Source organism: Shewanella zhangzhouensis (assembly GCF_019457615.1).
GTDB lineage: Bacteria > Pseudomonadota > Gammaproteobacteria > Enterobacterales > Shewanellaceae > Shewanella > Shewanella zhangzhouensis.
In genome coordinates, this window is sequence record NZ_CP080414.1 from 1,497,002 (window position 1) to 1,522,984 (window position 25,983).

The following is a 25,983-nucleotide window of genomic DNA, read 5'->3' on the forward strand; positions in this document are numbered from 1 at the left end:
ATGTTTTTACACACACTCTCCTTTGAATGGCGCTACTATTTGCGTCAGCCGTCCTTTTACGTGGTTGGGATGTTGTTGTTTCTGGTGTGCTTTTTTGCCACCGCAACCGATAACGTCCAAATCGGCAGTGGCGGTGAAGTCTTAAAAAACAGTCCCTTCGCCATCGGCCAGACCCTGCTCATCACCGGGGTGATCGCCATGTTTGCTGTGGTGAATTTCGTTGGCAGCACGGCGGTACGTAACCAGCAATGCCTGATGGAAGAGCTGCTTTATGTTAAGCCGCTGTCGCCAATAGGCTATCAGCTTGGCCGCTTTGCGGGCAGCGCGCTTGTGGTTATGACCCTGTTTACCCTGGCGCCACTTGGGCATTTGCTGGGTTCTTTGATGCCCTGGGTGGACTCCAGCCGTTTTGGGGACATCTCCCTCTGGTTTTACCTCAAGCCCATGTTGCTGCTGGTGATGCCAAGTCTGCTGTTTTTGTCGGCACTCTTCTACGCCATGGCACAGAAGTTCCGCTCCATGATGGCCCTGTACCTGACTGCGGTGGCGGTATTTATTCTCTATGGTTTGGCCGGGCAACTGGCAAGCCAGCCACAGTACCGTGAGATTGCGGCCTTACTCGATCCTTTCGCGCTTCGCACCTACAGCCAGGTGGCGCGCTACTGGACCATTGCCGAGAAAAACACCATCAGCATGGGGCTTGAGGGCCTGATGCTGCAAAACCGGATTCTCTGGCTCAGTATTACCGCTTTTATTCTGGCTATCAGTGGCTTGCACCGCCAACCATCCTTAACCCGTCGCACCGAAGGGAAGAAGCAGCGCGCCTACAAGGTGCCTGTGATGCCGCCATTGTCGGCGTTGGTGCGCACACCCACTATCAGTGGCAGCGCCCAGTTCTGGACCCGAGTGCGTTTTGAGGTCAAGCAGGTACTCTTTACGGCGCCTTTCTACATCCTGGGTGCCCTGAGTATCTTTAACCTGCTTGGGCCCATGATTGCCGGGGACCTGAACTGGTATGGCACCAGCAACTGGCCACTGACCCAGGACATGGTGGATCTGATTGTGGGTTCCACTGGCCTTTTGATGGTCATCATCCTGGTGTTTTACTGCGGTGAAATCGTCTGGCGCGAGCGCAGCACCGGCATGGGCGACATCATCGACAGCCTGCCGGTGTCCAATCGGGTGTTCCTGAGCTCCAAGTTCGTGGCCTTGTCGCTGGTGATGGTGATTCTGTATCTGATTGCCATGCTGACCACCATTGTGTTCCAGCTTATCAAGGGGCAGATGAACCTGGAGCTGTCGCAATACGCCATCCGTTTGGGCTTTATGATTTTGCTGCCCCTGATGATGTCGGCGGTGCTGGCATTTTTCTTCCAGGTATTGGCACCCAATAAGTATGCCGGTATGGGGCTGTACGTGGGCTATTACGTCCTCAGCCTGATCCTGGCCAGCTGGGGTTTTGGCCACAGCCTGAATAACTTTGCCAGCTCACCCACCTTGCCATACTCCGACATGAACGGTTACGGCTGGTCGTTGCAAAGCCATGCCCTGTATATGCTGTACTGGGGCGCTTTCTCCGTGCTGCTGTTCCTGCTCGCGTTCGGCTTATATCGCCGAGGCCCGGAAGTGGGGCTCAGGCACCGTTTGGGTCTGCTGAAATATCAGCTCGGCAATGGCGGTCGCGTGCTGGCGTTTGCCTCGGTGGCGGTATTTGCGGGGATGGGGGCTTATCTCTTTTACCAAACCACAGTGGTCAACGACTATCGTATTCCCGACGAGATGACCGACAGCCAGGCCGATTACGAAAAGCGCTATCGTCAGTACGCCGATGCGCCCGTGTTGTCACCTGTGAGTGTAAAGGGTCACTTCGATATCTACCCCGGCGAGCGCCGCCTGAAGGCTCGTGTCGAGGTGCGTTGGCAAAACCGCAGCGGCGAACCGATCTCCCGCATGTTGGTGAGCCTGCCGGAGCATACCAACAGGGAGTCGCTGAAGTTTGATATTCCCGGGGCCCGTTTGACCGATGAGGATGAATCCCTGCCGGTGGCCTGGTTGGTGTTTGATACACCCATTGCCAATGGCGCCGACGTAGCGGGTGAGATAAGCCTGGTGCGTGAAAACACCGGGATTGCCGAAAACAACTTCGACCTCACCCTGGTGGAAAACGGCACCTTCATCAATAACTTCGAATTGTTGCCAGCCTTTGGCTACCAGAGCGATGCCGAACTGCTCGACAGACACGAGCGCGAAAAGCGTGGTCTGCCTCCCAAGGACAGAGCCAACAAACTCGAAGACGAACGTTTCCATCAGGTCAACTTCTTTGGTCCCCAGGGCAGCTTTGTTGACTTTGAAGCCACAGTGTCCACCGCGGGTGACCAAACGGCGCTGGTGCCGGGTTACCTGACCAGGGCATGGCAGGAAAATGGTCGCAACTTCTTCCACTACAAAATGGACAGCCCCATGGTGAATTTCTTCGCCATCGTATCTGGCCGTTTTGAGGTGAAAAAGGAGCAGTACAAGGGCATTAACATCGAGGTGTATTATCACCCCGACCATCCCTGGAACGTTGACCGCATGGTGGAATCGGTGCGGGATTCCATCGACTATTTCAGTGAGGCCTTTGGTCCTTATCAGCATCGTCAGCTGCGGATTATGGAGTTTCCGGGATACCGCTCCTTTGCCCAGAGCTTTGCCAACACAGTGCCTTACTCTGAGCGAATCGGCTTTATTACCGACCTCAGGGATCCCGACAAGATTGACCCTGTGTACTACGTGACCGCCCACGAGGTCGCTCACCAGTGGTGGGGTCATCAGGTCGGTGCCGCCGATGTGCAGGGCAGTGCGGTGATTTCCGAAAGCCTGTCGCAGTATGCCGCCCTGATGGTGATGGAGAAGAAATACGGCGCCCATATGCTCAGGAAGTTCCTGCGCTACGAGCTTGACCGCTACCTGCGCGGCCGCGGCGGTGAGCGTATTGGCGAGATGCCGCTGCTACGCAGTGAAAATCAGCAGTACATCCATTACCAGAAAGGGTCTGTGGTGATGATGGCCATTAAGGACATGGTGGGTGAAGAGAAGCTTAATGCCAATCTTGCCGCCTTCCTCGAGCGCTATCGTTATCGTGCCGACCCCTTCCCAACCACCCTGGATTTGCTTTCGTACCTGAAGCAAGGCCTCGATGATGATGAGCTGGCGTTTGTGGACAGTGCTTTCAGAGACATCAAGCTCTATGATTTGCGCCTGACCGATGCCAGGATCACCGAGCTTGAGAACGGCAAGGTGCGGGTGGATCTGGATATCCATGCCGGGCTGCTCAAGGCCGACAATGAAGGCAAGGAGCAGGAAGAGGTCTTCAATGAGCGGGTGGATATTGGGCTCTTTGCTGCCGACCCTGACAGCATTGACTCGGAAGAGCAGGTGCTTTTGCTGGAGAAACACCCACTCAAATCCGGCGACAATCAGTTGTCCTTTGAGCTGGATAAAGCCCCAAGCTACGTCGGCGTTGACCCCTTCGTGAAGCTGGTGGACAGAGACAGCAAAGACAACATCTTTAAGCTGTAACTGCTTGACATTAAAAGCGCGGTCTCCCTGTGGGGCCGCGTTTTTTTATGTCTGGTATCGCGGCGCAAACTGCAAATTTGCTTGAGTGCTCATGGCTGAGTGCCTATTGTGGTTTCAAGAGGAAGCGCCCGTATCCGGATATCAGGCTGAGCCTGACGGCGGTTTTTTTGCCGTTTATCGGGTTTGTATTGGAGCGCTTGGCACAGGTTAGGGTGACGGTAAGGTCACCGGGTGGCACAAGGAGAGGTTATGGATACCCAGCTCGCATTCAAGGTAAAAAACTGGTTGGCAAGGGATCCCGATGCCAAAAGTCGCACCGCACTGGAGGCTTTGGTAGCGGCAGGGGATGACAAGGCGCTCGAAGCCGCCTTCGATGGCAGACTGGCCTTTGGTACCGCTGGAATTCGCGGCATTGTCGGTCCGGGTCCCATGGGCATGAATCGCCTGTTGGTGCGCGAAACCAGCGCCGGTCTGGGCGCTTATCTCGAAGCACAACTCAAGGATGCCAAGCGCCGGGGATTGGTTATTGGCTTTGATGGCCGCCATGACTCACGGGTATTTGCCCACGATGCGGCCTGCGTGCTCAGCGCCATGGGCTTTAAAGTGCGCCTGACCAGCCATGTTGCCCCCACGCCGCTGGTGGCCTTTGGCGTAAAACACTTCGAAGCCGCCGCCGGGATTGTGGTCACCGCCAGCCATAATCCGCCCAAATACAACGGCTATAAGGTGTATTGGGAAAACGGCGCGCAGATTATTCCGCCCCACGACGCCGGCATCGCGGCCTGCATCGACCGGGCTGCCAATCTCGAACTGCCCTGGATGCCTGAGCCCGAAGCGGTAAAACAGGGGCGGCTTTCGTTTTTGCAGGATGATTTTTTTGAGCGCTATCGCCGCGCCATATTACATTCGCCACTGCTGCATCCCGCCGGTGAAAGTCAGGCCGGGCGTGCCAGTCTGGGGATTGCCTATACCGCGATGCATGGGGTCGGTGCGCCCATGGCCGAGCGGGTGCTCAGGGATGCGGGTTTCAGCCAGGTATACAGCGTGGCGGCCCAGCGCGAGCCCGATGGAAATTTCCCCACGGTGAACTTTCCCAATCCCGAGGAGCCGGGCGCCATGGATATGGTTATCCATGAGGCCAGTGACAAGGGCGCCATGCTGGCCTGTGCCAACGACCCGGACGCCGACCGGTTCGCGCTGGCGGTCCGCCAGAGCGATGGCGGGTATCGTATGCTGTCCGGGGATCAAACCGGCGCCTTATTGTGTGACTATCTGCTGTCCCATTGGCAAGGTTCAGGCGTGCCCCTGGTGGGCAATACCATAGTCTCGTCGGCGCTTCTGCACGCCATTGCCGCCCATTATGGTGCCCGCAGCTACACCACACTCACCGGCTTTAAGTGGCTGATGAACACGGCGCAGCAGCTGGAAACCCCGCAGCAGCCGTTTCTGTTTGCCTATGAAGAGGCCCTGGGTTACACCGTGGGCAATCTGGTGTGGGATAAAGATGGCATCAGTGCCCAGCTGTGTTTTGCCAATCTGGCGGCAGAGCTTCTGGCAGAAGGCAAGGATGTGTGGGCGGCGCTGGAGCGGCTCTATCGCCGCCATGGGCTTTATGTAAACCGACAGGTGAGCATTGCCCTTGGGGAAGGGACGCCGGACATAGGTGCCTGGCTCAGGGAGAATCCGCCAACCGAGATAGACAGGCGGCCTGTGGTTGCCCGGGAAGACTTAAAGCACCTGCGTAAAGTCTATGCCGATGGCCGGGAAGAGGTCATAGCTCTGCCTGCGAGCGATGTACTCATTTACCATTTGGGGGCATCTGCCGCCACGCCGGGCTCCAGTGCCCGGGTGATAGTCAGGCCATCGGGCACAGAACCCAAGATAAAATGCTACTACGAGCTGGTATTGCCCATGGCAGATGGGATTGCCATGGCCGATGCCCAGCGAGAAGGGGATGCCCTGATGGCTGCGCTGGTGGATGGTCATCAGGCGAGTTTGCCCCGCTGACACCGAAAAAATCCGACTCCTGATAAACCCTGCTGACACCATGTTGTCAGCAGGGGGGGATTAAGCTGACTCTATCGATGAAGCGCGAAGTAATATCTACTTCAAAGCATTGATATATAAAGTTTACTCAACAAGGAGATAGGGATATGCAAGCAACTCAACCCCTGGTGTGGGGCGAAATCGCTGTCAGTGACATGGCAAGAGCCATCGCCTTCTACCAAACCCAGTTTGGCGTGAGTTTTCGCCGGGAAGACATGGATGAGGTGGAATACGCCATCCTCGAATGCAGCGATGAGAAGGCCGCCACCATAGGCCTGATGAAACACCCCGAGTTTAAGCCAGGTCAGGGCGGCGCCTGTCTGTACCTGCATCTGACAGATAATCTTGGCCCGCTGGTGGGCAAACTGGAGCACAGCCAGGTACAAATCGTTATGCCACCCATGGGCATCAAGGGCGGCGAGTGTGGCTACATAGCCCTGTTTGTCGACAGCGAAGGCAACACAGTCGGCCTGTGGAGCCCCTCGCTCTGACGATGTTGGGCATAAAGGCATGGGTATTTTGGTACTGAGCCAGCAATAACAGAAGACCTTGGGCCGGGCGCATTGGCGTACCGGCCCTTGCATGGATAGGGTATGCGCCGCGCAGACAGACTGTTTCAAATCGTGCAAATCTTAAGGCACAGACGCCTGACCACGGCGGCGCAGCTTGCCGAGCGCCTGGCGGTGTCGCCACGAACCATCTACCGGGATATTCAGGATCTGTGTCTTTCTGGCATCCCCATTGAAGGGGAGGCCGGTGTTGGCTACCTGCTGCGCCAGGAAGTGAATGTGCCGCCGCTGATGTTCAACGAGGTGGAGCTGGAAGCGATTCAGGTGGGCATTCGTATGGTACAAACCTGGGGCGGCAAGGCCCTTGGGCAAGCGGCAACCCAGGCGCTGATCAAGGTTGAAGCCGTGCTGCCAAATCGCCTGAAAGACATGCAGTCCCTTATGTTTTCGCCGGACTTTTATCTCGATGATGCCGAGTTTCAATTTCTGGACCCGCTCAGGATCGCAGCCAGAGAACGGCGGTATTGTCAGATTTGCTATCGGGATGCCAAGGATGAGGTGACAGAGCGGCGTCTCAGGCCTCTGGCGATTTATTTCTGGCGTGGCACCTGGACTCTGCTGGGTTGGTGCGAGCTTCGGGGGGATTTTCGCAGTTTTCGCGCCGACCGTATTGTGAGCCTCGAGTGTGAAACCTTGCAGTTTGCCCATACTCCGGGGCAGGAGTTGGCGGATTTTGTGGCGCGGATGGATGAGGCGAGCCGGGAGTACGAAAAGGCCCAAAAGGCCGATTGATGCGCATAAAAAATGGCGGCCGGGGCCGCCATTTTCACGCTGTGGGGGTTAGAAGCTGCCCCTGACACCGAAGGCAACCTGGGTACCGAAGCGCTCCAGGTAGTTCACCTGATCGGGGCGTTTGATATAGCCAGAGTAACGGTCGTTGCCGAGGTTGGAGGCTTCAACAAACACAGTCAGGTTTTCCAGCAGCGCATAGCTTAAGCTGGCATCCAGCTGGCCGTATGCGTTTATCCAGGCAGGACCGCCCCAGGCTTCTGGGTCAACCAGGAATTTGCTGCGCCAGTTGTAGGCAACACGACCCTGCAATCCGTACTTCTCGTAGTAGAGCACCGCGTTGTAGGAGTTTTCAGACATACCGGCGAAGGGCAGGTTCTGCTCTTTGCGGGCCGGGTCATCATATTCGCTGTCCACATAGGTGTAGTTCAGCTGCACGCCGAAACCATCCAGGGGTGAAGGCAGCCATTGTTCCAGTGACTGTTGCCAGGCCACTTCGTATCCTGTGATCAGGGCGCCATACTCCCCTGACTCAGGCTGATTGACCATATACAGGTTGCCTTCTACCTCCATGGCGTTTTCATCGTTTTCGATAAAGGATTGAATATCCTTCACAAACACGCCGGCCGCCAGTGAGCTGCTGTCACCGTAGTACCACTCCAGCGTCACATCGCCCTGATAGGCTTCTTCAGCACTCACGCCGGGGTTACCACGGCTCAGGGTCGGCAATCCTTCCTTACGGTTGACGAAGTCGGGATTGGCCCAGGTACGCAGGGCGTACAGGGATGGGCGGCTCAGGGTTTGGGCGGCAGAGACACGCAGCAGCAAGTCGTCCTGCAGGTTCAGGCGGAAGTTCAGGCTCGGCAGCACGTTGCTGTAACTGCCTTCATGTCCCACCGGCAACACTGCGCGCCAGTCGTTGTTGCTGGGGTTGCCGGCGCTGTCGAGTACCACTTTGGACAGGTCATAGCCAAAACCGCTGGAGTCGACCTGGGTGTGGCTGGCACGCAGGCCCAGGTTCAGCATGTAAGGAAGTTCCCACAGCTCATCTTCCAGGGTGACCTGCACGAAGGCCGAGGTCACGGCTTCAGATACCTCATAGCTGCCGGACTTGCTCTGGGTCGCGACTATACTGGCGTCGGCGGCCTCGGCATTGATGGAGCGGTAAAAGGCCAGCAGGGCATCATAGTCAAAGCTTGGCCAGGGGTCTGGCGATACGCTGTTTTCCCCGTCGAGGAAGTTATCGAAGTTGGCAGGTACAAACACGTTTTCCGGAATGCGGAACAGCTCAAATTCGCCCTGGGTAAATACCTGGCCCGGGGCAAAGTCGTAACCGTCGCGGGTCAGATAAAAGCCGCCGCGGCTGAACTGACTGGGGTTACGGGAACCATAGGCGTTCTGGGTCTTGGACTGTTTGACATAGTTCACCCCAAAGTGAACCTTGCTCACCAGGCTGTCTTCGGGTTCATAGATGGCTTCGAGTTTAAGGTCATTAACCTTGTCTTTTACCCCGGTACCGCTGTTGTAGCTGTAGTGGGCACCGTAGGTTTGGTCAGAGGTCAGCGCCGGGCTTATCACCACATCCGGCAGGGTATTGCCGGTGCTGTAGTCGATGCCGATACTGTCTACAAAGCCACGGGCCACGATGAAGCGGTTATCGCCCTTGTTTTTGTTTTCGGCCTGGGAATAGGCCGCATCTGCGTATACAGACCATTGGTCAGTGGGGTGCCACTCGGCATTCAGGCCCAGCTGCCAGGTGTCGGTCTGGCGCGGGGTTGAAATGTTCAGCAGCTCCACCATGGTGTTGTCACCGGTCTGCTTCATCTTGACCACCCGGCCCAAATCGTCGAACTCGGCGTCGGTAAACAGTGGCGTGCCCGGCGTCCAGGACTCGTCGTAGTTCACAAAACCAATCTGATAGCGGTTACCGTCGGTGTTGTAGCGGGAAAAGAGGCCATCCAGGCTCAGGGTCAGGTCATCGCTCGGGCGCCACTGCAGGGCAAGGGTAGAGCCGATGCGCTCACGGACGTCCTGGGCGTTGGCAAAGTACATGTAGCTGGGAATTTTGGAGGCGAAGATTTCGCCCTCATCTATGGTGCCATTGTTGTTGGCATCCACGGGCACCCCGGCACTGTCCACGCCCCAGCCTTCGTCTTCATCGAAGAAACCGTCAGCGGAATAGGTGTCGGCCCTCAGGGTCTTTTTCGAATACACGGCAGAGAAGAGCGCGCCCAGGCTGCCGTCATCATTCTGATCGCCAATGATGAAAGAGGCGTGGGGATGGATGTCGCCGGTGCGTGACTCGTGGATCCCCTTGGCGGAGGCCTGCAGGGTAAAGCCATCCAGATCCAGCGGTTTACGGGTTTGAATGTCGACGATTGCGCCAATGCCACCTTCGGTGAGACGGGCTTCGGGCGACTTGTACACCGCCAGCACATTCACCAGCTCAGAGGCGATGGTATCAAAGTTAAAGTCACGGCCCGCATATTCTGACGCCAGTTTACGGCCGTTGAGGGTAGTGACGTTATAACCGGCGCCCAGACCGCGCACCAGAATGTTTTGTCCTTCACCGCCGTTGCGGGTGATGGTGATCCCGGGAATACGCTGCAGGGCTTCGGCCAGGTTTTCATCGGGGAATTTGCCTATGTCATCGGCCACCACCAAATCCACCACGCTGGTGGCGTTTTGCTTGAGGTACATCGACTCCTTGATGCTGGAGCGGATACCGTAAACCGCAATACGCTCAACATCCTCTTCCTTGGCTTCTTCGGCTTGCTTGGCTTTTTCCTCGGTGTTTTTGGTTGTTTGTTCGGCTTCGGCCGCGCACACAGGTGTTATCCAGAGTGCGGTGCTGACCGCCAGCGCCAGAGTGGCGACTTGGGTACGTAAAGAAGACATGCTCTCCCCTCCATTCAGATGCTTTTGTGACTCGTTCTTATGGCTTATTCGAAAATAACAAAAGGCTTAATTGGCTTTCGAATGCTTACATATAATGTTAAAAAAGTGTTTTGATCAACAAAAAAATGTGAAATAGCTTTTATTTTCTTTCGAATGGAGGCATATTGATTGATATCGAAAGCCGGCAAGGTCGCGAAAGTTAAACTTAAGTCGCTGAATTTCAATGGTTGATGGCATTAATAAGCCGCTTTGACTGATATCGAAACCTATTGAAAGTTTGTCCGCTGTGATACATTGAGGCTTTCGAGCAAATGATGGGATAACCGAAATGAACATTCTCAACACCATAGAGAGACAACAGGAAATCGTGCGCCTGACCCAACAGCAGGGAAAGGTGTCGGTGAGCGATCTGTCGGCACGCTTCGGGGTGTCAGAAGTCACCATTCGCAGCGACCTGGCAACCCTGGATCAGAAGCAGTTGCTGGTGCGCTCCCGCGGCGGCGCCATCGTTAATACCGAGCTCAGCCGCGAGTTGTCCCTCAAGGAAAAGGGCAGTTGCTACTCGGCACTGAAACGGGAGTTGGGCGCGGCAGCGGCAAGTCTGGTGCAAAACGGTGACAGGTTGCTCCTGGACTCGGGCACCACCACAGAGCAGGTCGCCCATCATCTGATGCAGCACGATGACCTTATCGTGATGACCAATGGGCTGAACATTGCCTCTGTGCTGTCCAAGTCCGAGTCGGTGGACGTGATGCTTACCGGCGGTCTGCTGCGTAAAAAATCCATGTCCTTTTATGGCAGCGCTGCCGAGAAGAGCCTGGGTGACTACAACTTCAACAAACTTATTCTCGGTGTGGACGGTTTCGACTTGAAGGCCGGACTGACCACCCATTTTGAGAAAGAAGCCTGTCTGAACCGGATGATGGTGGACATTGCCACCGAGGTCATAGTGGTGACCGACTCATCCAAGTTTGATCAGCAGGCCTTTCACGTGATCTGCCCGTTGCTTCGCATACACAGGCTGGTCACAGACACAGGCATTCCTGAGCGTTACGCCCAGGCACTCGAAAAACAAGGGGTGCAATTGCACCTGGTAGAACGCACTCAATAGCGATTTAAGGGGAGAACAATGGCGGGAATCGATCGTCGTGGATTTTTGAAGGCCTCTATGGCATCTGTGGCTGCAGCGGCGCTGGCGGGTTGTGCCAATCAGCAGGGCGGCAGCGTAACACCCAAGGCAGCGGGCAAGTCCGTGATGGGCCTGGTGGTGCCAAAGATGGCCGAAGTGAGAGTGGGCCTCATAGGTGTGGGTGAGCGTGGTGTGGGTTTTATCCATCACTTCAATAACATCGAAGGCGCGCGCATTACCGCCATCTGCGATACGGATCCCCTGGTTATCTCCCGTGCCCAAAAAATCATGGCCGATTATGGCCGTGGTCAGCCTGCCTATTACAGCAAGGGGCAAGAGGCCTATCTTGATCTGGTGGCCCGCGAAGATGTGGACATAGTGGTCATTGCCACGCCCTGGGCGCTGCATCACCCCATGGCCAAAGCCGCCATGCTGGCCGGTAAGCACGCCTTTGTGGAAGTCCCCATGGGCATGACCATCGAAGAGCTGTGGGATCTGGTGGACACCGCCGAGCTGACCCAACGCAACTGCATGATGATGGAAAACGTCTGCTACGGCCGCGACGAACTGATGGTGCTGAATATGGTGCGCCAGGGCCTCTTCGGTGAGCTGCTCCACGGTGAGGCGGCGTACATCCATGAACTTCGCTGGCAGATGAAAGAGCTGGACCGCAAGACCGGCTCCTGGCGTACCGGCTACCACGCCCAAATCAATGGTAACCTGTATCCCACCCACGGCCTTGGCCCGGTTGCCCAGTACATGAACATCAACCGTGGCGATCGCTTCGACTACCTCTCGTCCATGAGCTCTCCGGCCCTTGGCCGCGCAGCCTATGCCCAGCGCGAGTTTCCAAAAGATCACCAGCGCAATCAGCTCAACTACATTTGCGGCGACATGAACACCAGCCTTATCAAAACCATTAAGGGCCGGACCATCATGGTGCAGCACGATACCACCACGCCGCGCCCCTACAGCCGCCATAACCTGATCCAGGGCACCAATGGCGTCTTTGCCGGATTCCCCAACCGTATCGCCCTGGAAAACAATGGCCGCGGCAGTTTCCACGAGTGGGATCAGGACATGGAACACTGGTACGGCAAATACGATCACCCACTGTGGACCCGTATGGGCCGCGAAGCCGAGCAGAACGGCGGCCATGGTGGCATGGACTTCCTGATGTGCTGGCGCATGATTTATTGCCTGCGTAATGGCGAGCCATTGGATCAGGACGTATACGATGGTGCGGCCTGGTCGGCGGTGCAGCCTCTGTCTGCCGAGTCGGTGGCTGACCGCGGTAATTCCCGCGACTTCCCCGACTTTACCCGTGGCGTATGGCAGAGTGCCAAGCCTCTGGGCATCGTGGGGTAAGCAGATGTCGGTACTCAAATCCATTATTGAGGCCAACAAGCGTGGCGAGCAGCGGGGCATCTTTGCCGTCTGCTCGGCACAGCCGCTGGTCCTGCGAGCCGCGCTGCGCCACGGCGTAGCGACGGGCTCTCCCGTGCTGATTGAGGCCACGGCCAATCAGGTTAACCAATTTGGCGGATACACCGGCATGGTGCCTGCCGACTTTATCCGCTTTGTCGAATCCCTTGCCGAGGCCGAAGGCCTGCCCCGTGAACGCCTGCTCTTTGGCGGCGACCATTTGGGCCCCGTGGCCTGGAAACATCTGCCTGCCGATGAGGCCATGGATAATGCCGAGGCCATGGTACGTGCCTTTGTTAAAGCGGGTTTTGAAAAAATCCACCTCGATGCCAGCATGGGCTGTCAGGGTGAAGCAGAGCCTCTGGGCGACAGCCTGATTGCCGCGCGGGCTGCCCGCCTTTGCAAGGCGGCGGAGGAGGCGGCCTGCGGGCGGCCACTTTGCTACGTGATTGGCACCGAAGTGCCTCCCCCCGGCGGTGTTGCCAGCCTGCATGCGCTGGAAGTCACCCCGGTGCCGGCCATCGAGCAAACCGTTGCGGCCCACAGAATGGCGTTTGACGCCGCCGGGCTCAGTGATGAGGTATGGCAGCGGGTGATTGCCCTTGTGGTTCAGCCCGGGGTGGAATTCGGACACAGTGACATACATCAGTACAACAGCAGCTTGCTGGATGCACAGCGCCGTTTTATCCGCCGCCAGCCCGGCTTGGTGTACGAGGCGCATTCCACCGATTACCAATTGCCGGAACACTATAAGTCGCTGGTGGCGGACCATTTCGCCATTCTCAAGGTCGGGCCTGAGCTGACCTTCGCCCTGCGCGAAGCGCTGTTTGCCCTTGACCATATCGAGGCGTTATTGGTGCCCCAGGCGAAGCGCGCGGGACTCAGAGCCCTGTGCGAAGACAAGATGCAGGCGGACCCCAAATTCTGGCAGCACTTTTACACAGATCCGCTGGCGCGGGACTGGCAACTGGGATTCAGCTACAGCGACCGTATTCGCTATTACTGGCCGGAATTGTCTCAGGCCATAGATACTCTGCTGTTTAATCTCAAAGACCCCATCCCTTTGCCACTCATCAGCCAATACCTGCCGTTGCAATACTCCAAAGTATTGCGTCAGGCCCTGCCGGCGACGGCCCTGTCGCTGGTGCTCGACCATATCAGTCTGGTGCTTGAACGCTACGAAGACGCCTGCCAGTTGAGCGCAATTAAAGGATAATATTTATGCAAGTCAACGACCTATCAAAGACCAAGATCTGTCTGGAATTCGGTGAAGACGCGCTGCGTCAGCCACCGAAGGGCAGTCACTGGACGGCAGAGGAAATTTGTCAGCAGCCCGGACTGTGGCGGCAAATGGCGGAGCAGTTTGTGCAGGAGAAGGACAGATTACACGACTTCGCCGCGCCCTTACTGGCCCTGCCTGACTTGCGGGTTATCCTCACTGGTGCGGGGACGTCGGCGTATATCGGCGAGGCGCTGGCGCCCTTTCTGGCGACCCAGATGCCGCTGGTGGGGCAAACGGTGGAGGCCATTGCCACCACGGACCTGGTGTCACATCCGCATCTCTACCTGCATCCGGCAAGGCCGACACTGGTGATTTCTTTCGGCCGCTCCGGCAGCAGTCCCGAATCCATGGCCGCCATCGAACTGTGCGATGCTCTCTTGCCCCAGTGTTACCACCTGCTGCTGACCTGTAATCCACAGGGCAGCATGGCAAGGTACGGTGAGCAAAAGGCCGACCGTGCCTGCCTGTGGCTGATGCCGGAAGGCAGCCATGACAGAAGCTTTGCCATGACCAGCAGCTTTACTTGCATGTACCTGGGCGTGCTTCTTCTGTTTGCTGGCAATTACAGTGCCCTGGCGAGGGCGATTACCCTGGCAGAGCGCCTGCTCAGCGACAGGGTGGATGAGATTGCCCGGCTTGCCGCATCACCGCTATCCCGGGCGGTATTTTTGGGCGGTGGCGCCCTGCAGGGCATCGCCCGGGAAGCCGCGCTCAAGTTACTGGAACTCAGTGCCGGCGCCGTGATGGGGGTACATGAGAGTCCCCTTGGCTTCCGCCATGGCCCAAAGTCCCTTATCGATAGGGATTCTTTAGTGGTGGTACTTTGCTCATCCGAGCCCTATGCCCGCGCCTATGATTTGGACATGGCTGCCGAGCTTGAGCGGGATGGCGCGGCCAGTGCCGTGGTACGTCTTTGCGAAGAAAATATCGGTGCAGATGGTCAGACCTTACTCGAGGATGTCTGGCTTACCTTCCCCTATATCCTGTATTGTCAACTTTTTGCTTACTTCAAGGCCCTCAATCTTGGGATCAGTGCCGACAACCCTTGCCCCGGTGGCCAGGTGAATCGCGTGGTCCAGGGGGTCCAAATCCATCCCCTCAACCAATACCGGTTGCCGGGAGTCGGGGTATAACGGATGCATTACGGACTGGATATCGGCGGCACCAAGATTGCGCTCGCCTTATTTGATGACAGCATGGCCTGTGTGAAGCGCTGGCAAATTCCGACCCCCGTGGCCGATTATGGTCAGTTTCTGGATGAGGTCTGTGCCCAGGTTGAGCGCGCCGATGAACTGGCGCAGCAGCACCTGGGTGCTGCAGTGCAGCCTGCCACGGTTTCCAAGGGCTCTGTGGGCATTGCGCTTCCCGGGGTTATTCTCAGCGACGGTACGGTACTCTCAAGCAATGTACCTTGCCTCAATGGCCGCATGGTGGCCAATGAGCTCACGGCGCGGCTCGGCAGACCGGTTGCGCTTGGGAATGATTGCCGCTGCTTTGCCCTGTCGGAAGTCATGCTTGGTGCCGGTGTGGGCTTTGAGCGAGTGCTTGGGGTTATCCTCGGCACAGGCCTTGGCGGCGGCGTCTGTATCAGTAAGAAACTGATTTTAGGCGCCCATTGTCTGGCCGGCGAGTTTGGCCATATTGGTCTGCCGGCCTCTGTCATCATCAAACATCAACTGCCGCTGTTCGAATGTGGCTGCGGCTTAACCGGCTGCGCCGAGACCTATGTCTCGGGCACCGGCCTTGGGCGCCTGTACCAGCATTTTGGCGGCACTGCCGATACCTATACCTGGCTTGCGGACTACCGCGCGGGCAAGGCTGCGGCCATCAGCACCTTTGAAGCCTATATGGATGCCCTCGGCAGCGTGCTTGCGGGGCAAATTCTCAGCCTGGATCCGGACTGCCTGGTGTTCGGTGGTGGTATTTCCGAGGTCAATGAAATCATCGCGGCGCTGCCCGATGCAACCGCAAGGCACCTCTTTGCCAGTGCCAAATTGCCGCAGTTCCGTGTCGCGGAATTTGGCGCAGCCAGTGGGGTGCGCGGCGCGGCGCTGCTGGGTAAGGCCCTCAGCGAAGATTGCCTTGCCGACACGAGCGGCATAGCGACGGCTGCCGATGACATTCAAAGGAGGCACCATGGCTGATTTTGACGGCAACAACTTGCCTGAAAGCCTCAACGATTGCTGGCTTTGCCCGGAGTTTGCGCTCCTTGGTGCAGACTATGCGCCTGAGTTTTGCTCCACCGGCGATACCATTGCGGCTTTGGTATCTGCCGCTTTGATGCCGGGACTTTGGCTTAAAATACGCCAAGGCCGCATCGAGGCCATAGCACGCGAACCGGACGCTGATTTACCCCATTACAGGCTACCGGGCATTCTGGCCCCGGCGCTGGTGGATACCCAGGTCAATGGCGGTGGCGGGGTGCTTATCAATCATAAGCCCACCGTGGCGGGCATCAACAGGCTTACCCAAACCCACGGCCAGTATGGAACCGGCGCGCTCTTGCCCACGGTAATAAGCGATAACATCACTGTGATGAGGCAGGCGCTCGATGGCGCCATTGCCGCAAGGCAAGGGGGCGATGACGCTGTGGTGGGCATTCATTTTGAAGGGCCGCATCTATCGCTCGCCAAAAAGGGATGTCACAGCCCGGCGCTTATCCGCCCCATCGGTGAGGCCGAATTTGCGCTCTACACCCAGGCCGTCTCCGCCCTCGGGTGCTGCATGGTGACACTGGCACCGGAAGCGGTATCGCCTAACGATATTGCGCGTTTGGTAGCGCTCGGCGTCAGGGTCAGCCTTGGCCACTCCAACGCCGATGTTGCCACGGTCGAGGCAAGCCTCGCGGCCGGAGCCAGCGGATTTACCCACCTTTTTAACGGCATGTCGGGCCTGCAGGGCCGGGAGCCGGGTATGGTGGGCGCGGCGCTGGCCAGCCCGGATGCATATTGCGGCATTATTCTGGATGGTGAGCATGTACACGCGACTTCGGCTACCCTGGCCTGGCGACTTAAAGGCAGTGACAGACTTATGCTGGTCACAGACGCCATGTCGCCCACGGGTACCCGGGAAGATAGTTTTGAATTTTTTGGCGGCAAGGTGCACAGGGATCGCATGGTGCTCAGGGACGAACATGGCTCACTGGCTGGCTCTGTGCTGACCATGACGGCGGCCGTGCGTCAGGCCTGCGCCATGCTCGGGGTGAGCGCGGCCGAGGCGTTGTGGATGGCAACGGCCACACCGGCAGCGTTTTTGGGGCTAAAGGACAGAGGCCGTTTGGCACCAAACTGTCGCGCCGATTTTGTGCTCCTGAATAATGCCCTTTATCAACAGGGCCGCTGGCAAGCCGGTCAACTGGTGGCAGGCCAAGAGCCTTCATTGGAATGAAAGCGTCCTCATTGGCATAAAAGTACAGAAAGAATAGCAACCTGAATGGAATAGAAGCTGGATAACCCTATGGAAAATATAATGAAAACAACCAAGACCTCTTCCACGCTGTTACCCATGGTGCTGATAGGCATCCTGTTTTTTGTGTTTGGGTTTGTCACCTGGCTCAATGGCGCTCTGATCCCGTTTTTGAAGATTGCCTGCGAACTCAATGAGCTGCAGGCCTATATGGTCACCTTTGTGTTTTACATCGCCTATTTTGTGATGGCGCTGCCCATGTCCGGGCTGCTCAGCCGGTTTGGCTACCGCGCCGGGCTGCAAATAGGTTTGGGAGTGATGGCACTGGGGGCTTTGCTGTTTATTCCTGCGGCGTTCAGCCACACCTTCGGACTGTTTTTGCTGGCGCTTTTTGTGCTCGGCACCGGGCTGACCATACTGCAAACCGCCGCCAACCCTTACATAGTGGTGATCGGCCCCAGCGAGAGCGCTGCCATGCGCATCAGCTGTATGGGCGTGGTGAATAAGGGGGCAGGTATTCTGGTGCCCCTTATCTTCAGTGCCTGGGTGCTGACCGGGATGGAGGCCTACACAGAAACCGCGCTGGCGGCCCTGTCTGAAGCCGATAAAACCCAGGCTTTGCAGGCCCTGTCGGCAAGATTGGTGGAGCCCTACCTTGCCATGGCGGCAGTCCTGATAGCACTGCTGTTTTATGTGCGCTTTTCACCCCTGCCTGAGCCGAATATCAGTGCCGATGAGTCATCGCAACAGAGTCACTGGCGTGAGCTGCTCAAGTATCCTCAGGTAATGCTGGGGGCCCTGACACTGTTTTTGTATGTGGGCGCCGAAGTCATCGCCGGTGACAGTATTGGCCTTTATGGACAACACCTGGGGCTCAGTAATTTCGGGGTACTGACCTCCTACACCATGGCGTTTATGGTGCTGGGTTATCTGGTGGGCATCGCCACAATCCCAAGATTTATCAGCCAGAAAACAGCACTGGCGGGCTCGGCCATTGCGGGTCTGGTGTTTACCCTTGGGATCATGTTTGGTGATGAGCAGGGCACCACCCTTGCCGCCTGGCTGTTGCAACCCTTTGGCATAGCCGCAGTCCCCGATACCGTGCTGTGTCTGGCGCTGCTTGGGTTTGCCAATGCGCTGGTGTGGCCCGCTGTCTGGCCCTTGGCGTTGCAGGGTCTTGGTCGCCTGACCGCCACCGCCTCGGCGTTGCTGATTATGGGCATTGCCGGTGGCGCTTTGCTGCCACTGGCCTACGGTGCGCTGGTACAGTCGGGCCTCAGCCATCAGCTCGGCTATGCTTTGCTGCTTCCCTGCTATGGCATGATTTTCTTCTATGCCGTTAAGGGCCACCGCCTGCGCCAGGCCTGATAAGGTTACTCGCTTACGCCTTAACAACAAAGCCCGGCATCTCAGCCGGGCTTTGTTGTTTGTTAGCCGTTTCTCCAGACTCAGTACCGGTATCGGCCGCTTGGTATTTCACGCTCAACACAGAGCGTCGAGGGCCTGCAGTATGTCAGTTTCGCCGCTTGCCAGCACACGCTGCTCATCCAGCACGGCGGCCAATATGGCTTCGGTGGTAAGGGGATTGGCAAGCACAACCCTGAACACGGTGCGCTTGTCGTTGCCGTAGACTTTGGGCGTGATACGGGTGCGTGAGACAAAGGATTTACCCTGCTCGCGCTGGGTTTTCTGGATAGCGCGGGTGAGATCATCAAGCAGACTGCCAATGGCGTCCAGTTTCGCTTTATCCTGCTGTGCCACGGCCTGTGCCAGTGCCTGGCGCACCTTTGCAGGCACGTATCTGTATGTCAGCAGACACAGCTCTGGCTCGCTGATAAGCTCAAAATCCGCCTGGGCTTGAATGAGCCCGGCAAAGAATCGGGCGCGTTCCAGTGAGCCGTTGATAAGGATTTCGTAGCCTTGGCGACCGATGATGTTCAAACAGGCATGAACCAGCATGGCCATCCCGGGACGTGAACCTTCCAGGGTCTGGCTGCCCAGATCCTTGGAGCCCTGACGGAGGATGTACTCGGCATGATGTTCGATGGCAGAGGCGAAGCTTGGATCTTTAAAGAGCACCATGCCTGCGCCCATGGGCACATACATTTGCTTGTGGGCATCAATGGTGACTGAATCCGCAAGTTCGATACCGCCAAGCAGGTGGCGATACTTCTCGGACAGCAGGGTAGCGCCGCCCCAGGCCGCATCCACATGGAAATGACAGTGTATCTCTTTGGCAAGGGCTGCCATGTCAGCCAGGGGATCCACATTGCCGGTTTCGGTGGTGCCGGCGACGCCAACTATGGCCATCACCCGGATATTGCGCGCCTGCAATTGGGCTGCAGCAACGCGCATGGCTTCAACATCCACCTTATTGTGAGCATCCACCGGCACGCTGATGATATTGTCCCGGCCGATGCCGAGCAGATCGGCGGCCTTACCGAGGGAGTAGTGGCCACGCTCCGACACCAGAATTGCCAAATCATCCCAACCGTAATGTTTGAGCGCCTTGTGCAAGCCTTCGCGGGTCACGCCTTTGAAGGTACCGCTGGCTTTCAGCAACTGGTTGCGGGCAATCCACAGCGCTGTAATGTTGGCCACGGTTCCGCCGGAGCAAAAAGCCCCCAGTGCATGGCTGGCACTGTGGAGGAAGCCCTGATAGAAATCCTTATCGCGGCCATAAATCAGGTGGTGCATCATGCCGAGCACCTGGCGCTCCATGGGCGTAAAGGCCTTGGAGGTTTCGATTTTCACCAGATTCTGATTCAGCCCCACCATCAGTTTCGACAGCGGCAACAGGAAATAGGGCAGGGCAGACGTCATATGGCCGATAAAGGATGGTGCGGCAGTGTGTACCGACTGCGCCACCAAATGGGACATGATGTCTTCCACGTAATCGGACACAAATTGGGGCTGTGGTGGCACTTCGACACTGTAGAAGTGATCTTCAATGTCTGACAGAGGTTGTTCCAGCGCGGCAATATTATCCTGCAAGAAACCGGCAAGATCGGCAGACAGCTGCTGCTCGATACGGCCAAGGGTTGAGTCTGCCGCCTCGGGTACGGTAAAGATCCGCATCAGGTTGTCTTCAGAGGCTGTGGCTTTGCGCAGGTGTTTTTCTGTCATCTCATCACGTCTGGCTGTCTTGTGCACCGCCAGTGGCATGTATGGCGGCGAAAAGGGAGCTCACTTTACTGCAAGGTCTGGTTTGCATCAAGGGTATGCAACGCCGGGCTGGGGATAGCTGCCCAAAAGCGGCTTGCCTTGCGCCGCACCAGCATACCATCAAGTGCCAGCGGAAGGATTTTATGTCGGCCTTTGCCGCTGGGGGCCTGTGGACTTTACCTTATCTTTGCTCCACAAACCCCAGCCGCTTGACCGCGCCGAAGGGGTTCTGCCACTGGTGAGTCATAGGGGCTTTCCTTAACAGATTTCAGTGCGTTCGAAATATTCTGTGGCATTTTTATTTCATAATTATCAATTATTTGGGATGCCATTCTGTAAGTGGTGGGATTGGCTGTTATAGCAAAACCCGAATTAAATCTAACACTTGTATCATTATGTAACCAATGTGTTACACAGTGGTAAATTTAATTTTAATTTAAGGTTGCATTCATTCTTGAGCACCCGATTGTTTTGTGACAGTTTGTCCCGACCAAGGGGAAACTCTTGGACAAAACAACTACAAAAGGATCAGGACATGAAAGCATACACTTTAATCCCTGCAACACTGGCTCTGTGTGTTTCCGGCGCACTGCAGGCTGGCAATACCCTGGAACACCGCATGGGCCTGGCCCATGGCAACAGCTTTGCTGCCGGTAAATCTTTCACTACTGCCGCTGGTCACCAAAAAGTAAAGCAGCAGCAAATGTTCAATGGTGTAAAGGTATACGGCCACCACCTGGTCGTGTCTTCTGATGGCGATATCTTTGGTCAGGCTGCTGCTATCGACGCCGACTTTAACATCACCCCAGCCTTGACCCGCGGCCAGGCGATTGCCGCGCTGAACAAAGTGTATCCCGGCGCCTTGGCATCTGGCCATAAAGACGTAGAGCTGGTTATTCTGGCTGAAGGGGAGGCCCCTCGTCTGGCTTACCGCGTGTCTTTCCTCAGTGAAGGTGTAAACGAGATTTCCCGTCCGGCTGGTTTGGTGGATGCCATGACCGGTGAAGTGGTGCGTCACTGGAACGAGTTGATGACCGCCAAGAACAGCGCCGGCAAGCCAGGCAGTGGCGGCGGCACGACTCCGGGCAGCGCATTTGATGCCACTGGCCCGGGTGGTAATGCCAAGACCGGTCAGTACTACTACGGCGGTGACTTCGGCCCGCTGAAGGTGGAAGAGGCCAACGGCGTATGTACCATGAGCAACGCCAACGTGAAGACGGTGGACATGGCCAACAGCACTCGCCGTGGTACTGTTTACTCTTTCACCTGTCCTGAAAACACCTACCGTGCCATCAATGGCGCTTACTCTCCGCTGAACGATGCCCATTACTTCGGCGGCGTGATTTTCAACATGTACAAAGACTGGTACAACACAGCCCCGCTGACCTTCCAGCTGGAAATGCGTGTTCACTATGGCCGTAACTATGAAAACGCTTTCTGGGATGGCCGTGCCATGTCCTTCGGTGATGGCGCCAGCTATTTCTATCCTCTGGTGAGCCTGGATGTGTCGGCCCACGAAGTCAGCCACGGCTTTACTGAGCAAAATTCCGGTCTGGAATACAGTGCCCAGTCAGGTGGTATGAACGAAGCCTTCTCTGACATGGCTGGTGAAGCTGCCGAGTTCTTTATGCGTGGCAGCAACGACTGGATGGTGGGTCATGACATCTTCAAGGGTAATGGTGCCCTGCGTTACATGGACGACCCAACCAAGGATGGCCGCTCAATTGGTCACGCCTCTGATTACACCAGTGGTATGGATGTGCACTACTCTTCCGGTGTGTACAACAAGGCCTTCTACCTGCTGGCCAGGAAAAATGGCTGGGATACCCGTAAAGCCTTCGAGGTCTTTGTTCTGGCAAACCAGCACTACTGGACTGCGACCAGCAATTATAACCAGGGTGCTTGCGGCGTTCAGGCTGCTGCTGCGGATCAGGGCTACTCAGTTTCTGACGTGAGCTCTGCTTTCGCCTCTGTTGGCGTAAGCTGCCAGTAAGCCAAAGCGCACGAAAAAGCCCGGAGATTCCGGGCTTTTTTATTGGCTTTGTTTTGTCTGTTTGGTGCGCTTGTGGTGGTACATGCGGGCATCGACGCTGGGCAGTAAGCTGTCCAGCTCGTAATGGGTGGCGGGGTCCAGTTGCAGCATACCCACGGAGTAGTCAAATTTAGGCAGCTGGGTTTGGTGGGCAAGATGTTCATCCAGCCTTGCCAGTACCGAGTTTTCAAGCAGCTCGGTTTCTGAGTGGGCCAGCACCAAAAACTCATCGCCACCCCAGCGGGCAACCAAATCACTGCCGCGGCAGCTCGATTTCAGACTGGTTGCGAAAAAAGCCAGGATCTTGTCTCCGGTGATGTGGCCGTAATTATCATTGATGGGTTTGAACCCGTCCAAATCAAAACTGATCAACACCATTTTACGGCCCAGACGCAGTGCCAGTTGCTGATTTTTTTCAAACAACTCTTCAAAGCCACGGCGATTGTAGATTTTGGTCAGAGGGTCAAGATAGCTTTGATTAATCAGCTGATTTTCACGGTACATGTGGGCCAAATCGGCGTTGATGACATCACGAATGACATTGAGCACCTTCAAGTAGGTGGCAGGGTACTGGGTAACGACATCGGATAATACGCACAGGGTGCCAAAGGTATCGCCGTCGGGCCAGATGATGGGCATGCCCAGATAGGATATGTAGTGGTCGTCCTGAAATTCGGGATTGTCATGCCAACGGGGATCCAGACTTGCATCCGGTACATACAGCAGCTGATTTTTTTGCACCACATAGTGGCTATATACGTTCTGGTCTATGGTGGCGATATGGCCAGGGGAATAACGCGTGGTGGGGAGCTCGGAGGCTATCAGCACCTCAATCCCTTTGGTGTTGGCCTGATTGATAAAGGCTGCGGGTGCGTGGAACATCTCTGCGACCGTGTCCACAAGCCGCTGCCACCTCAGCCAGTCGATTTCGTTGACCTGTATGTCACGAAATGAATGATATCCGTAGGCCCTCATCGGTGACCTCCGTGTGTCTGTCCCAAGTATTAAGTTTAGTTCAGCCCGAGCAGGCCTGATACCCGTTGTTGCAACTTAGGGATGACGTTGGCTTCGAATTCAGGATGGCGCTTCAGCCAAAGGCCGTTGCGGGGGCTGGGGTGAGGTAACACCAGGAGCTTGGGCCAGTGGGCTTGCCAATCGGTGGCTTCGACCGTGAGCCCCCTGTGCTTTGGCAAATGCCAGTCAAGCGCATAGGTGCCAAGCACCAGAGTGAGTTCGACATGGGGAAGATGGGCGAGCAAGCGTTCGCGCCACGCAGCAGCACACTCGGGCCGGGGCGGCATGTCTCCCTGACGTCGTCCCTGCCGGATGATGGAGCCGGGGAAGCAGAACCCCATCGGCAGTATGGCAAAACGCCCGGGATCGTAGAAGGACGCCTTATCTACACCAAGCCAATGGCGAAGCCTGTCACCGCTGGCATCATCGAAAGGTCGGCCTTTCTCATGGGTTTTGGCACCAGGGGCCTGACCGGCGATAAGGATTTTGGCGCCGCTTGCGGCTTGCAATATGGGTTTGGGCCCAAGCGGCAGGCCCTCACATATATGGCAGGCCCGCACTTCTTCAAGCAGTACCGCCAGCGTTTGCATCAGAGCTTGCCTGCCAATTGATACAGGTAGTAGCCCAGCAGTGGATACCCAAGGCAGAGTACCAGTACACACAGATATTTACCGACCGGGGTTTGTTTGGGCCTGGCGGCATGGGCCGTGATAAGTGCAAAGGCCGTAACGGGGCCGATAAAACAGCCCATGGCTAAAAAGAGCACCGGCAGAACGGCTGCGATGAGTGGCCTCGCCGTGACGGATTTTTCAGCCAGCAGCCAGGGCAACAGGGCAAAGGCGAGTGACACCAGCAGCAAGCCGCCATTCATCACCAGATCGGCGCCTCCCCGCGTGTCCCAAAGGGTAAGCACTGCACCCAATGCAACCGGCAGCAAAGACAACAACAGGTGCTTTTTGGTAAATCCGGGTTGCTGATAGAAGCCAGCGGCGAAAAACGCCAACTGAGCGAGTAAATTCAGTGCCGTAAATCCCCCGAGGCCCAGCAGTAAATACGCAGTGGCTCTTGTTCCGGATGGGTCAAAGGCATACACGGGCAATGCGGTCAGTAAATAAGGTAATAACAGTAATGTTCTCAACGGCATGACATCAAACCCCGGAGATAAGTTTGGTTAACCTTCTCCTAAAGTGGCGCGGCATGCAACGGTGATGATGGGATTTATGATGGCTTTTGGGTGTTTCTCACGCTTTGGCGGTAAAAACGTAAAAAAAGAGGGCAGATCCTCTGCCCAAAATTCACAAGGTAACTGGCAATTCCCAAAGGGAGTGCCGGTCCACAGACCGGCGGGTAAATCAGTTTTGGAACGGTGTATTTTCAGCAAAGTATTCGTGGCTGTCGGCGTTCTGGATAGCTTGATCCGGATTGCTCTGGGCCAGGCTCTTGGCGCCACTCTGGCCGTATACGACATCGTCGGTACCGGCGACCACATCAAAGTGGCTCATCTCATGGACGATGGTTCCGCCTTTGGAGTCGGTGCCTGACACTGGCGCGCTCCAGAAGGCACTGCACAGATAAATCTTGTAAGGCTGATTTGGATACACGTAGGCGTAGTAGCTCTTCTTACAGCTGCAATCGAACGTCAGTGGTTGGGTATTCAGGGCCGAGTCGATGGCGCTGAAATTGTTGCTGACGGTGTTCCAGCGGCTGCTGTTGTAGCTGCCAAACCAGGTGTTGTAGCGCACTGAACTGGCAGGGCTGTTGTTATTGGCCAGATAGCCTTTGGCATCGGCAGCCATGGATTTGGCGGCGGCTAAGCCTGCCAAAGTGTCACTCATCTGGCTGTTGGAACAGCGGCCACTGAAGCTCACGCCTTCGGTTGGGGTACCGCCATCACCGCCACCAGGTCTGCCTTTGTTCGCGCCGCTCTTGGCTTCAATCCCTTCGTGGAAGAAACTGACTGCATCGGATTGAATACCCTCAATACCCAGACGTGCCAGTTTGTTTTGCTGGCCAGGATTCGGGGCGAAGAGTTGCAGAGAGCTGACCTGGTAAGCGATTTCATAATTGCCCTGTTCGGTCATGTCGTACAGTGAAGACAGCTCAACGTCATAGCTGACGCTCTCACCGGCCTTGAGCTTGATGTAGTCTTTGCTTTGTGGTGCCGGGCGCTTGAAATGGGCGCCGAGGTAATGTTTTTCTTCACCGTTAACCGACACTTTAAACAGTGACTCTTCCACACCGTCTGCCGCTGTGTACCACTTGAGCACCTTCACAGGCACTTTTTCATCGTTGGTCAGGGTAACGCGCACGGTCACGTCTTCATTGGCGGCGAAGTTTTGCTTGCTCATTTCGAGGCTGGCACGTATCCCATCTGCCAGCGCTGAAGTAGAAAACAACATTCCTCCCAGCAGTGCGCCGGTCAGCAGAGTCGAGTGTTTCATGTTTGCGAGTCCTTTAGCTTGTTATCAGGTTTGTAACTGTGATTGTTATATATGTTATAAAAATGTAGCGTTGGCAGTGTAAGACTTTTGTCTTTAGCGATGCAACAGGTATTTTTGTCTTTTTGATGGCTTATGGCGTAATTCGCTGTCAAACGGTTATTTTTATGGGTTGTCATTCTGTAATGCATCCGGGCACCACAAATGCCCCAATCCGGTATGCGGCAGATCTGGCTTGCTGAAACCCATAGACGCCAGAAGGTGGGAAAGGGGGATTTGACCAATAAAAA

At 56.3% G+C, this 25,983-nt stretch carries 17 protein-coding genes and 1 pseudogene; 12 read left to right on the forward strand and 6 right to left on the reverse strand.

The window, feature by feature from the left end:
- From K0H63_RS06455 to K0H63_RS06470, 4 genes are all read left to right on the forward strand, one after another.
- Nucleotides 1–3,561: an ABC transporter permease/M1 family aminopeptidase gene (locus K0H63_RS06455; RefSeq protein WP_220067228.1), complete on the forward strand. Its 3,561-nt coding sequence runs from the start codon at nucleotides 1–3 to the stop codon at nucleotides 3,559–3,561.
- A gap of 249 nt (nucleotides 3,562–3,810) precedes the next feature.
- On the forward strand, nucleotides 3,811–5,568 hold the full coding sequence (locus K0H63_RS06460; protein ID WP_220067229.1) for a phospho-sugar mutase: 1,758 nt from the start codon (nucleotides 3,811–3,813) through the stop codon (nucleotides 5,566–5,568).
- A gap of 146 nt (nucleotides 5,569–5,714) precedes the next feature.
- Entirely contained in the window at nucleotides 5,715–6,098 is a 384-nt protein-coding gene (locus K0H63_RS06465) for a VOC family protein (RefSeq protein WP_220067230.1), read from the forward strand.
- Between the two features lie 102 nt (nucleotides 6,099–6,200).
- Nucleotides 6,201–6,908, forward strand: a complete 708-nt coding sequence (locus K0H63_RS06470; RefSeq protein ID WP_220067231.1) for a helix-turn-helix transcriptional regulator — start codon at nucleotides 6,201–6,203, stop codon at nucleotides 6,906–6,908.
- 48 nt (nucleotides 6,909–6,956) lie between these two features.
- Here K0H63_RS06470 and K0H63_RS06475 read toward each other — a convergent pair whose 3' ends face one another.
- Entirely contained in the window at nucleotides 6,957–9,803 is a 2,847-nt protein-coding gene (locus K0H63_RS06475; RefSeq protein ID WP_220067232.1) for a TonB-dependent receptor, read from the reverse strand.
- 328 nt (nucleotides 9,804–10,131) lie between these two features.
- On the opposite strand from K0H63_RS06475, the gene agaR reads away from it, so the two are divergent.
- From agaR to K0H63_RS06510, 7 genes are all read left to right on the forward strand, one after another.
- A complete protein-coding gene (gene agaR, locus K0H63_RS06480) occupies nucleotides 10,132–10,914 on the forward strand; it encodes a transcriptional repressor AgaR (protein ID WP_220067233.1) in 783 nt (260 codons plus the stop codon).
- Between the two features lie 18 nt (nucleotides 10,915–10,932).
- Nucleotides 10,933–12,300 carry a Gfo/Idh/MocA family protein gene (locus tag K0H63_RS06485; protein ID WP_220067234.1) on the forward strand — a complete coding sequence of 456 codons (1,368 nt, stop codon included), beginning with the start codon at nucleotides 10,933–10,935 and terminating at the stop codon, nucleotides 12,298–12,300.
- A gap of 4 nt (nucleotides 12,301–12,304) precedes the next feature.
- On the forward strand, nucleotides 12,305–13,573 hold the full coding sequence (locus K0H63_RS06490) for a class II D-tagatose-bisphosphate aldolase, non-catalytic subunit (protein WP_220067235.1): 1,269 nt from the start codon (nucleotides 12,305–12,307) through the stop codon (nucleotides 13,571–13,573).
- Between the two features lie 5 nt (nucleotides 13,574–13,578).
- Nucleotides 13,579–14,772, forward strand: coding sequence for an SIS domain-containing protein (locus tag K0H63_RS06495; protein ID WP_220067236.1), 1,194 nt, complete (start codon nucleotides 13,579–13,581; stop codon nucleotides 14,770–14,772).
- 3 nt (nucleotides 14,773–14,775) lie between these two features.
- Entirely contained in the window at nucleotides 14,776–15,783 is a 1,008-nt protein-coding gene (locus K0H63_RS06500; RefSeq protein ID WP_220067237.1) for an ROK family protein, read from the forward strand.
- The gene (nagA, locus tag K0H63_RS06505) at nucleotides 15,776–17,026 is read left to right on the forward strand and encodes an N-acetylglucosamine-6-phosphate deacetylase (RefSeq protein ID WP_220067238.1); all 1,251 of its coding nucleotides are present in this window, start codon (nucleotides 15,776–15,778) and stop codon (nucleotides 17,024–17,026) included. Before K0H63_RS06500 ends, nagA begins: the two co-directional genes overlap by 8 nt.
- A gap of 69 nt (nucleotides 17,027–17,095) precedes the next feature.
- Complete coding sequence (locus tag K0H63_RS06510; RefSeq protein ID WP_220067239.1) at nucleotides 17,096–18,412, forward strand: sugar MFS transporter; 1,317 nt, start codon at nucleotides 17,096–17,098, stop codon at nucleotides 18,410–18,412.
- Between the two features lie 114 nt (nucleotides 18,413–18,526).
- Here the strand turns inward: K0H63_RS06510 and panP are convergent, their stop codons facing one another.
- Nucleotides 18,527–20,170: a pyridoxal-dependent aspartate 1-decarboxylase PanP gene (panP, locus tag K0H63_RS06515; protein ID WP_220067240.1), complete on the reverse strand. Its 1,644-nt coding sequence runs from the start codon at nucleotides 20,168–20,170 to the stop codon at nucleotides 18,527–18,529.
- 664 nt (nucleotides 20,171–20,834) lie between these two features.
- Between panP and K0H63_RS06520 the strand changes: the two are divergent.
- Nucleotides 20,835–22,193: pseudogene (locus tag K0H63_RS06520) on the forward strand (M4 family metallopeptidase); the annotation flags it as partial.
- Nucleotides 22,194–22,241: 48 nt separating this feature from the next.
- On the opposite strand, the gene K0H63_RS06525 reads toward K0H63_RS06520, so the two are convergent.
- The 4 genes from K0H63_RS06525 to K0H63_RS06540 all read right to left on the reverse strand — a co-directional run bounded on the left by K0H63_RS06525 (nucleotide 22,242) and on the right by K0H63_RS06540 (nucleotide 25,696).
- Entirely contained in the window at nucleotides 22,242–23,216 is a 975-nt protein-coding gene (locus K0H63_RS06525) for a sensor domain-containing diguanylate cyclase (protein ID WP_220067242.1), read from the reverse strand.
- Nucleotides 23,217–23,251: 35 nt separating this feature from the next.
- Nucleotides 23,252–23,845 (reverse strand): uracil-DNA glycosylase family protein, encoded by a 594-nt coding sequence (locus tag K0H63_RS06530; protein ID WP_220067243.1) that lies wholly within the window; start codon nucleotides 23,843–23,845, stop codon nucleotides 23,252–23,254.
- A complete protein-coding gene (locus K0H63_RS06535) occupies nucleotides 23,845–24,399 on the reverse strand; it encodes a hypothetical protein (protein WP_220067244.1) in 555 nt (184 codons plus the stop codon). Before K0H63_RS06535 ends, K0H63_RS06530 begins: the two co-directional genes overlap by 1 nt.
- A gap of 208 nt (nucleotides 24,400–24,607) precedes the next feature.
- The gene (locus K0H63_RS06540) at nucleotides 24,608–25,696 is read right to left on the reverse strand and encodes a M35 family metalloendopeptidase (protein WP_220067245.1); all 1,089 of its coding nucleotides are present in this window, start codon (nucleotides 25,694–25,696) and stop codon (nucleotides 24,608–24,610) included.
- Between the last annotated feature and the right edge of the window lie 287 nt (nucleotides 25,697–25,983).

Excerpts from the sequence above, each read along its gene's own strand:
- K0H63_RS06530 (WP_220067243.1), bottom strand. The coding sequence starts at position 23,845 with ATGCAAACGCTGGCGGTACTGCTTGAAGAAGTGCGGGCCTGCCATATA.
- K0H63_RS06500 (WP_220067237.1), top strand. The coding sequence starts at position 14,776 with ATGCATTACGGACTGGATATCGGCGGCACCAAGATTGCGCTCGCCTTA.
- panP (WP_220067240.1), bottom strand. The coding sequence starts at position 20,170 with ATGACAGAAAAACACCTGCGCAAAGCCACAGCCTCTGAAGACAACCTG.
- K0H63_RS06465 (WP_220067230.1), top strand. The coding sequence starts at position 5,715 with ATGCAAGCAACTCAACCCCTGGTGTGGGGCGAAATCGCTGTCAGTGAC.
- K0H63_RS06455 (WP_220067228.1), top strand. The coding sequence starts at position 1 with ATGTTTTTACACACACTCTCCTTTGAATGGCGCTACTATTTGCGTCAG.
- K0H63_RS06495 (WP_220067236.1), top strand. The coding sequence starts at position 13,579 with ATGCAAGTCAACGACCTATCAAAGACCAAGATCTGTCTGGAATTCGGT.
- K0H63_RS06510 (WP_220067239.1), top strand. The coding sequence starts at position 17,096 with ATGGAAAATATAATGAAAACAACCAAGACCTCTTCCACGCTGTTACCC.
- K0H63_RS06470 (WP_220067231.1), top strand. The coding sequence starts at position 6,201 with ATGCGCCGCGCAGACAGACTGTTTCAAATCGTGCAAATCTTAAGGCAC.
- K0H63_RS06475 (WP_220067232.1), bottom strand. The coding sequence starts at position 9,803 with ATGTCTTCTTTACGTACCCAAGTCGCCACTCTGGCGCTGGCGGTCAGC.
- K0H63_RS06540 (WP_220067245.1), bottom strand. The coding sequence starts at position 25,696 with ATGAAACACTCGACTCTGCTGACCGGCGCACTGCTGGGAGGAATGTTG.
- K0H63_RS06525 (WP_220067242.1), bottom strand. The coding sequence starts at position 23,216 with ATGAGGGCCTACGGATATCATTCATTTCGTGACATACAGGTCAACGAA.
- K0H63_RS06490 (WP_220067235.1), top strand. The coding sequence starts at position 12,305 with ATGTCGGTACTCAAATCCATTATTGAGGCCAACAAGCGTGGCGAGCAG.
- nagA (WP_220067238.1), top strand. The coding sequence starts at position 15,776 with ATGGCTGATTTTGACGGCAACAACTTGCCTGAAAGCCTCAACGATTGC.
- K0H63_RS06460 (WP_220067229.1), top strand. The coding sequence starts at position 3,811 with ATGGATACCCAGCTCGCATTCAAGGTAAAAAACTGGTTGGCAAGGGAT.
- K0H63_RS06485 (WP_220067234.1), top strand. The coding sequence starts at position 10,933 with ATGGCGGGAATCGATCGTCGTGGATTTTTGAAGGCCTCTATGGCATCT.
- agaR (WP_220067233.1), top strand. The coding sequence starts at position 10,132 with ATGAACATTCTCAACACCATAGAGAGACAACAGGAAATCGTGCGCCTG.
- K0H63_RS06535 (WP_220067244.1), bottom strand. The coding sequence starts at position 24,399 with ATGCCGTTGAGAACATTACTGTTATTACCTTATTTACTGACCGCATTG.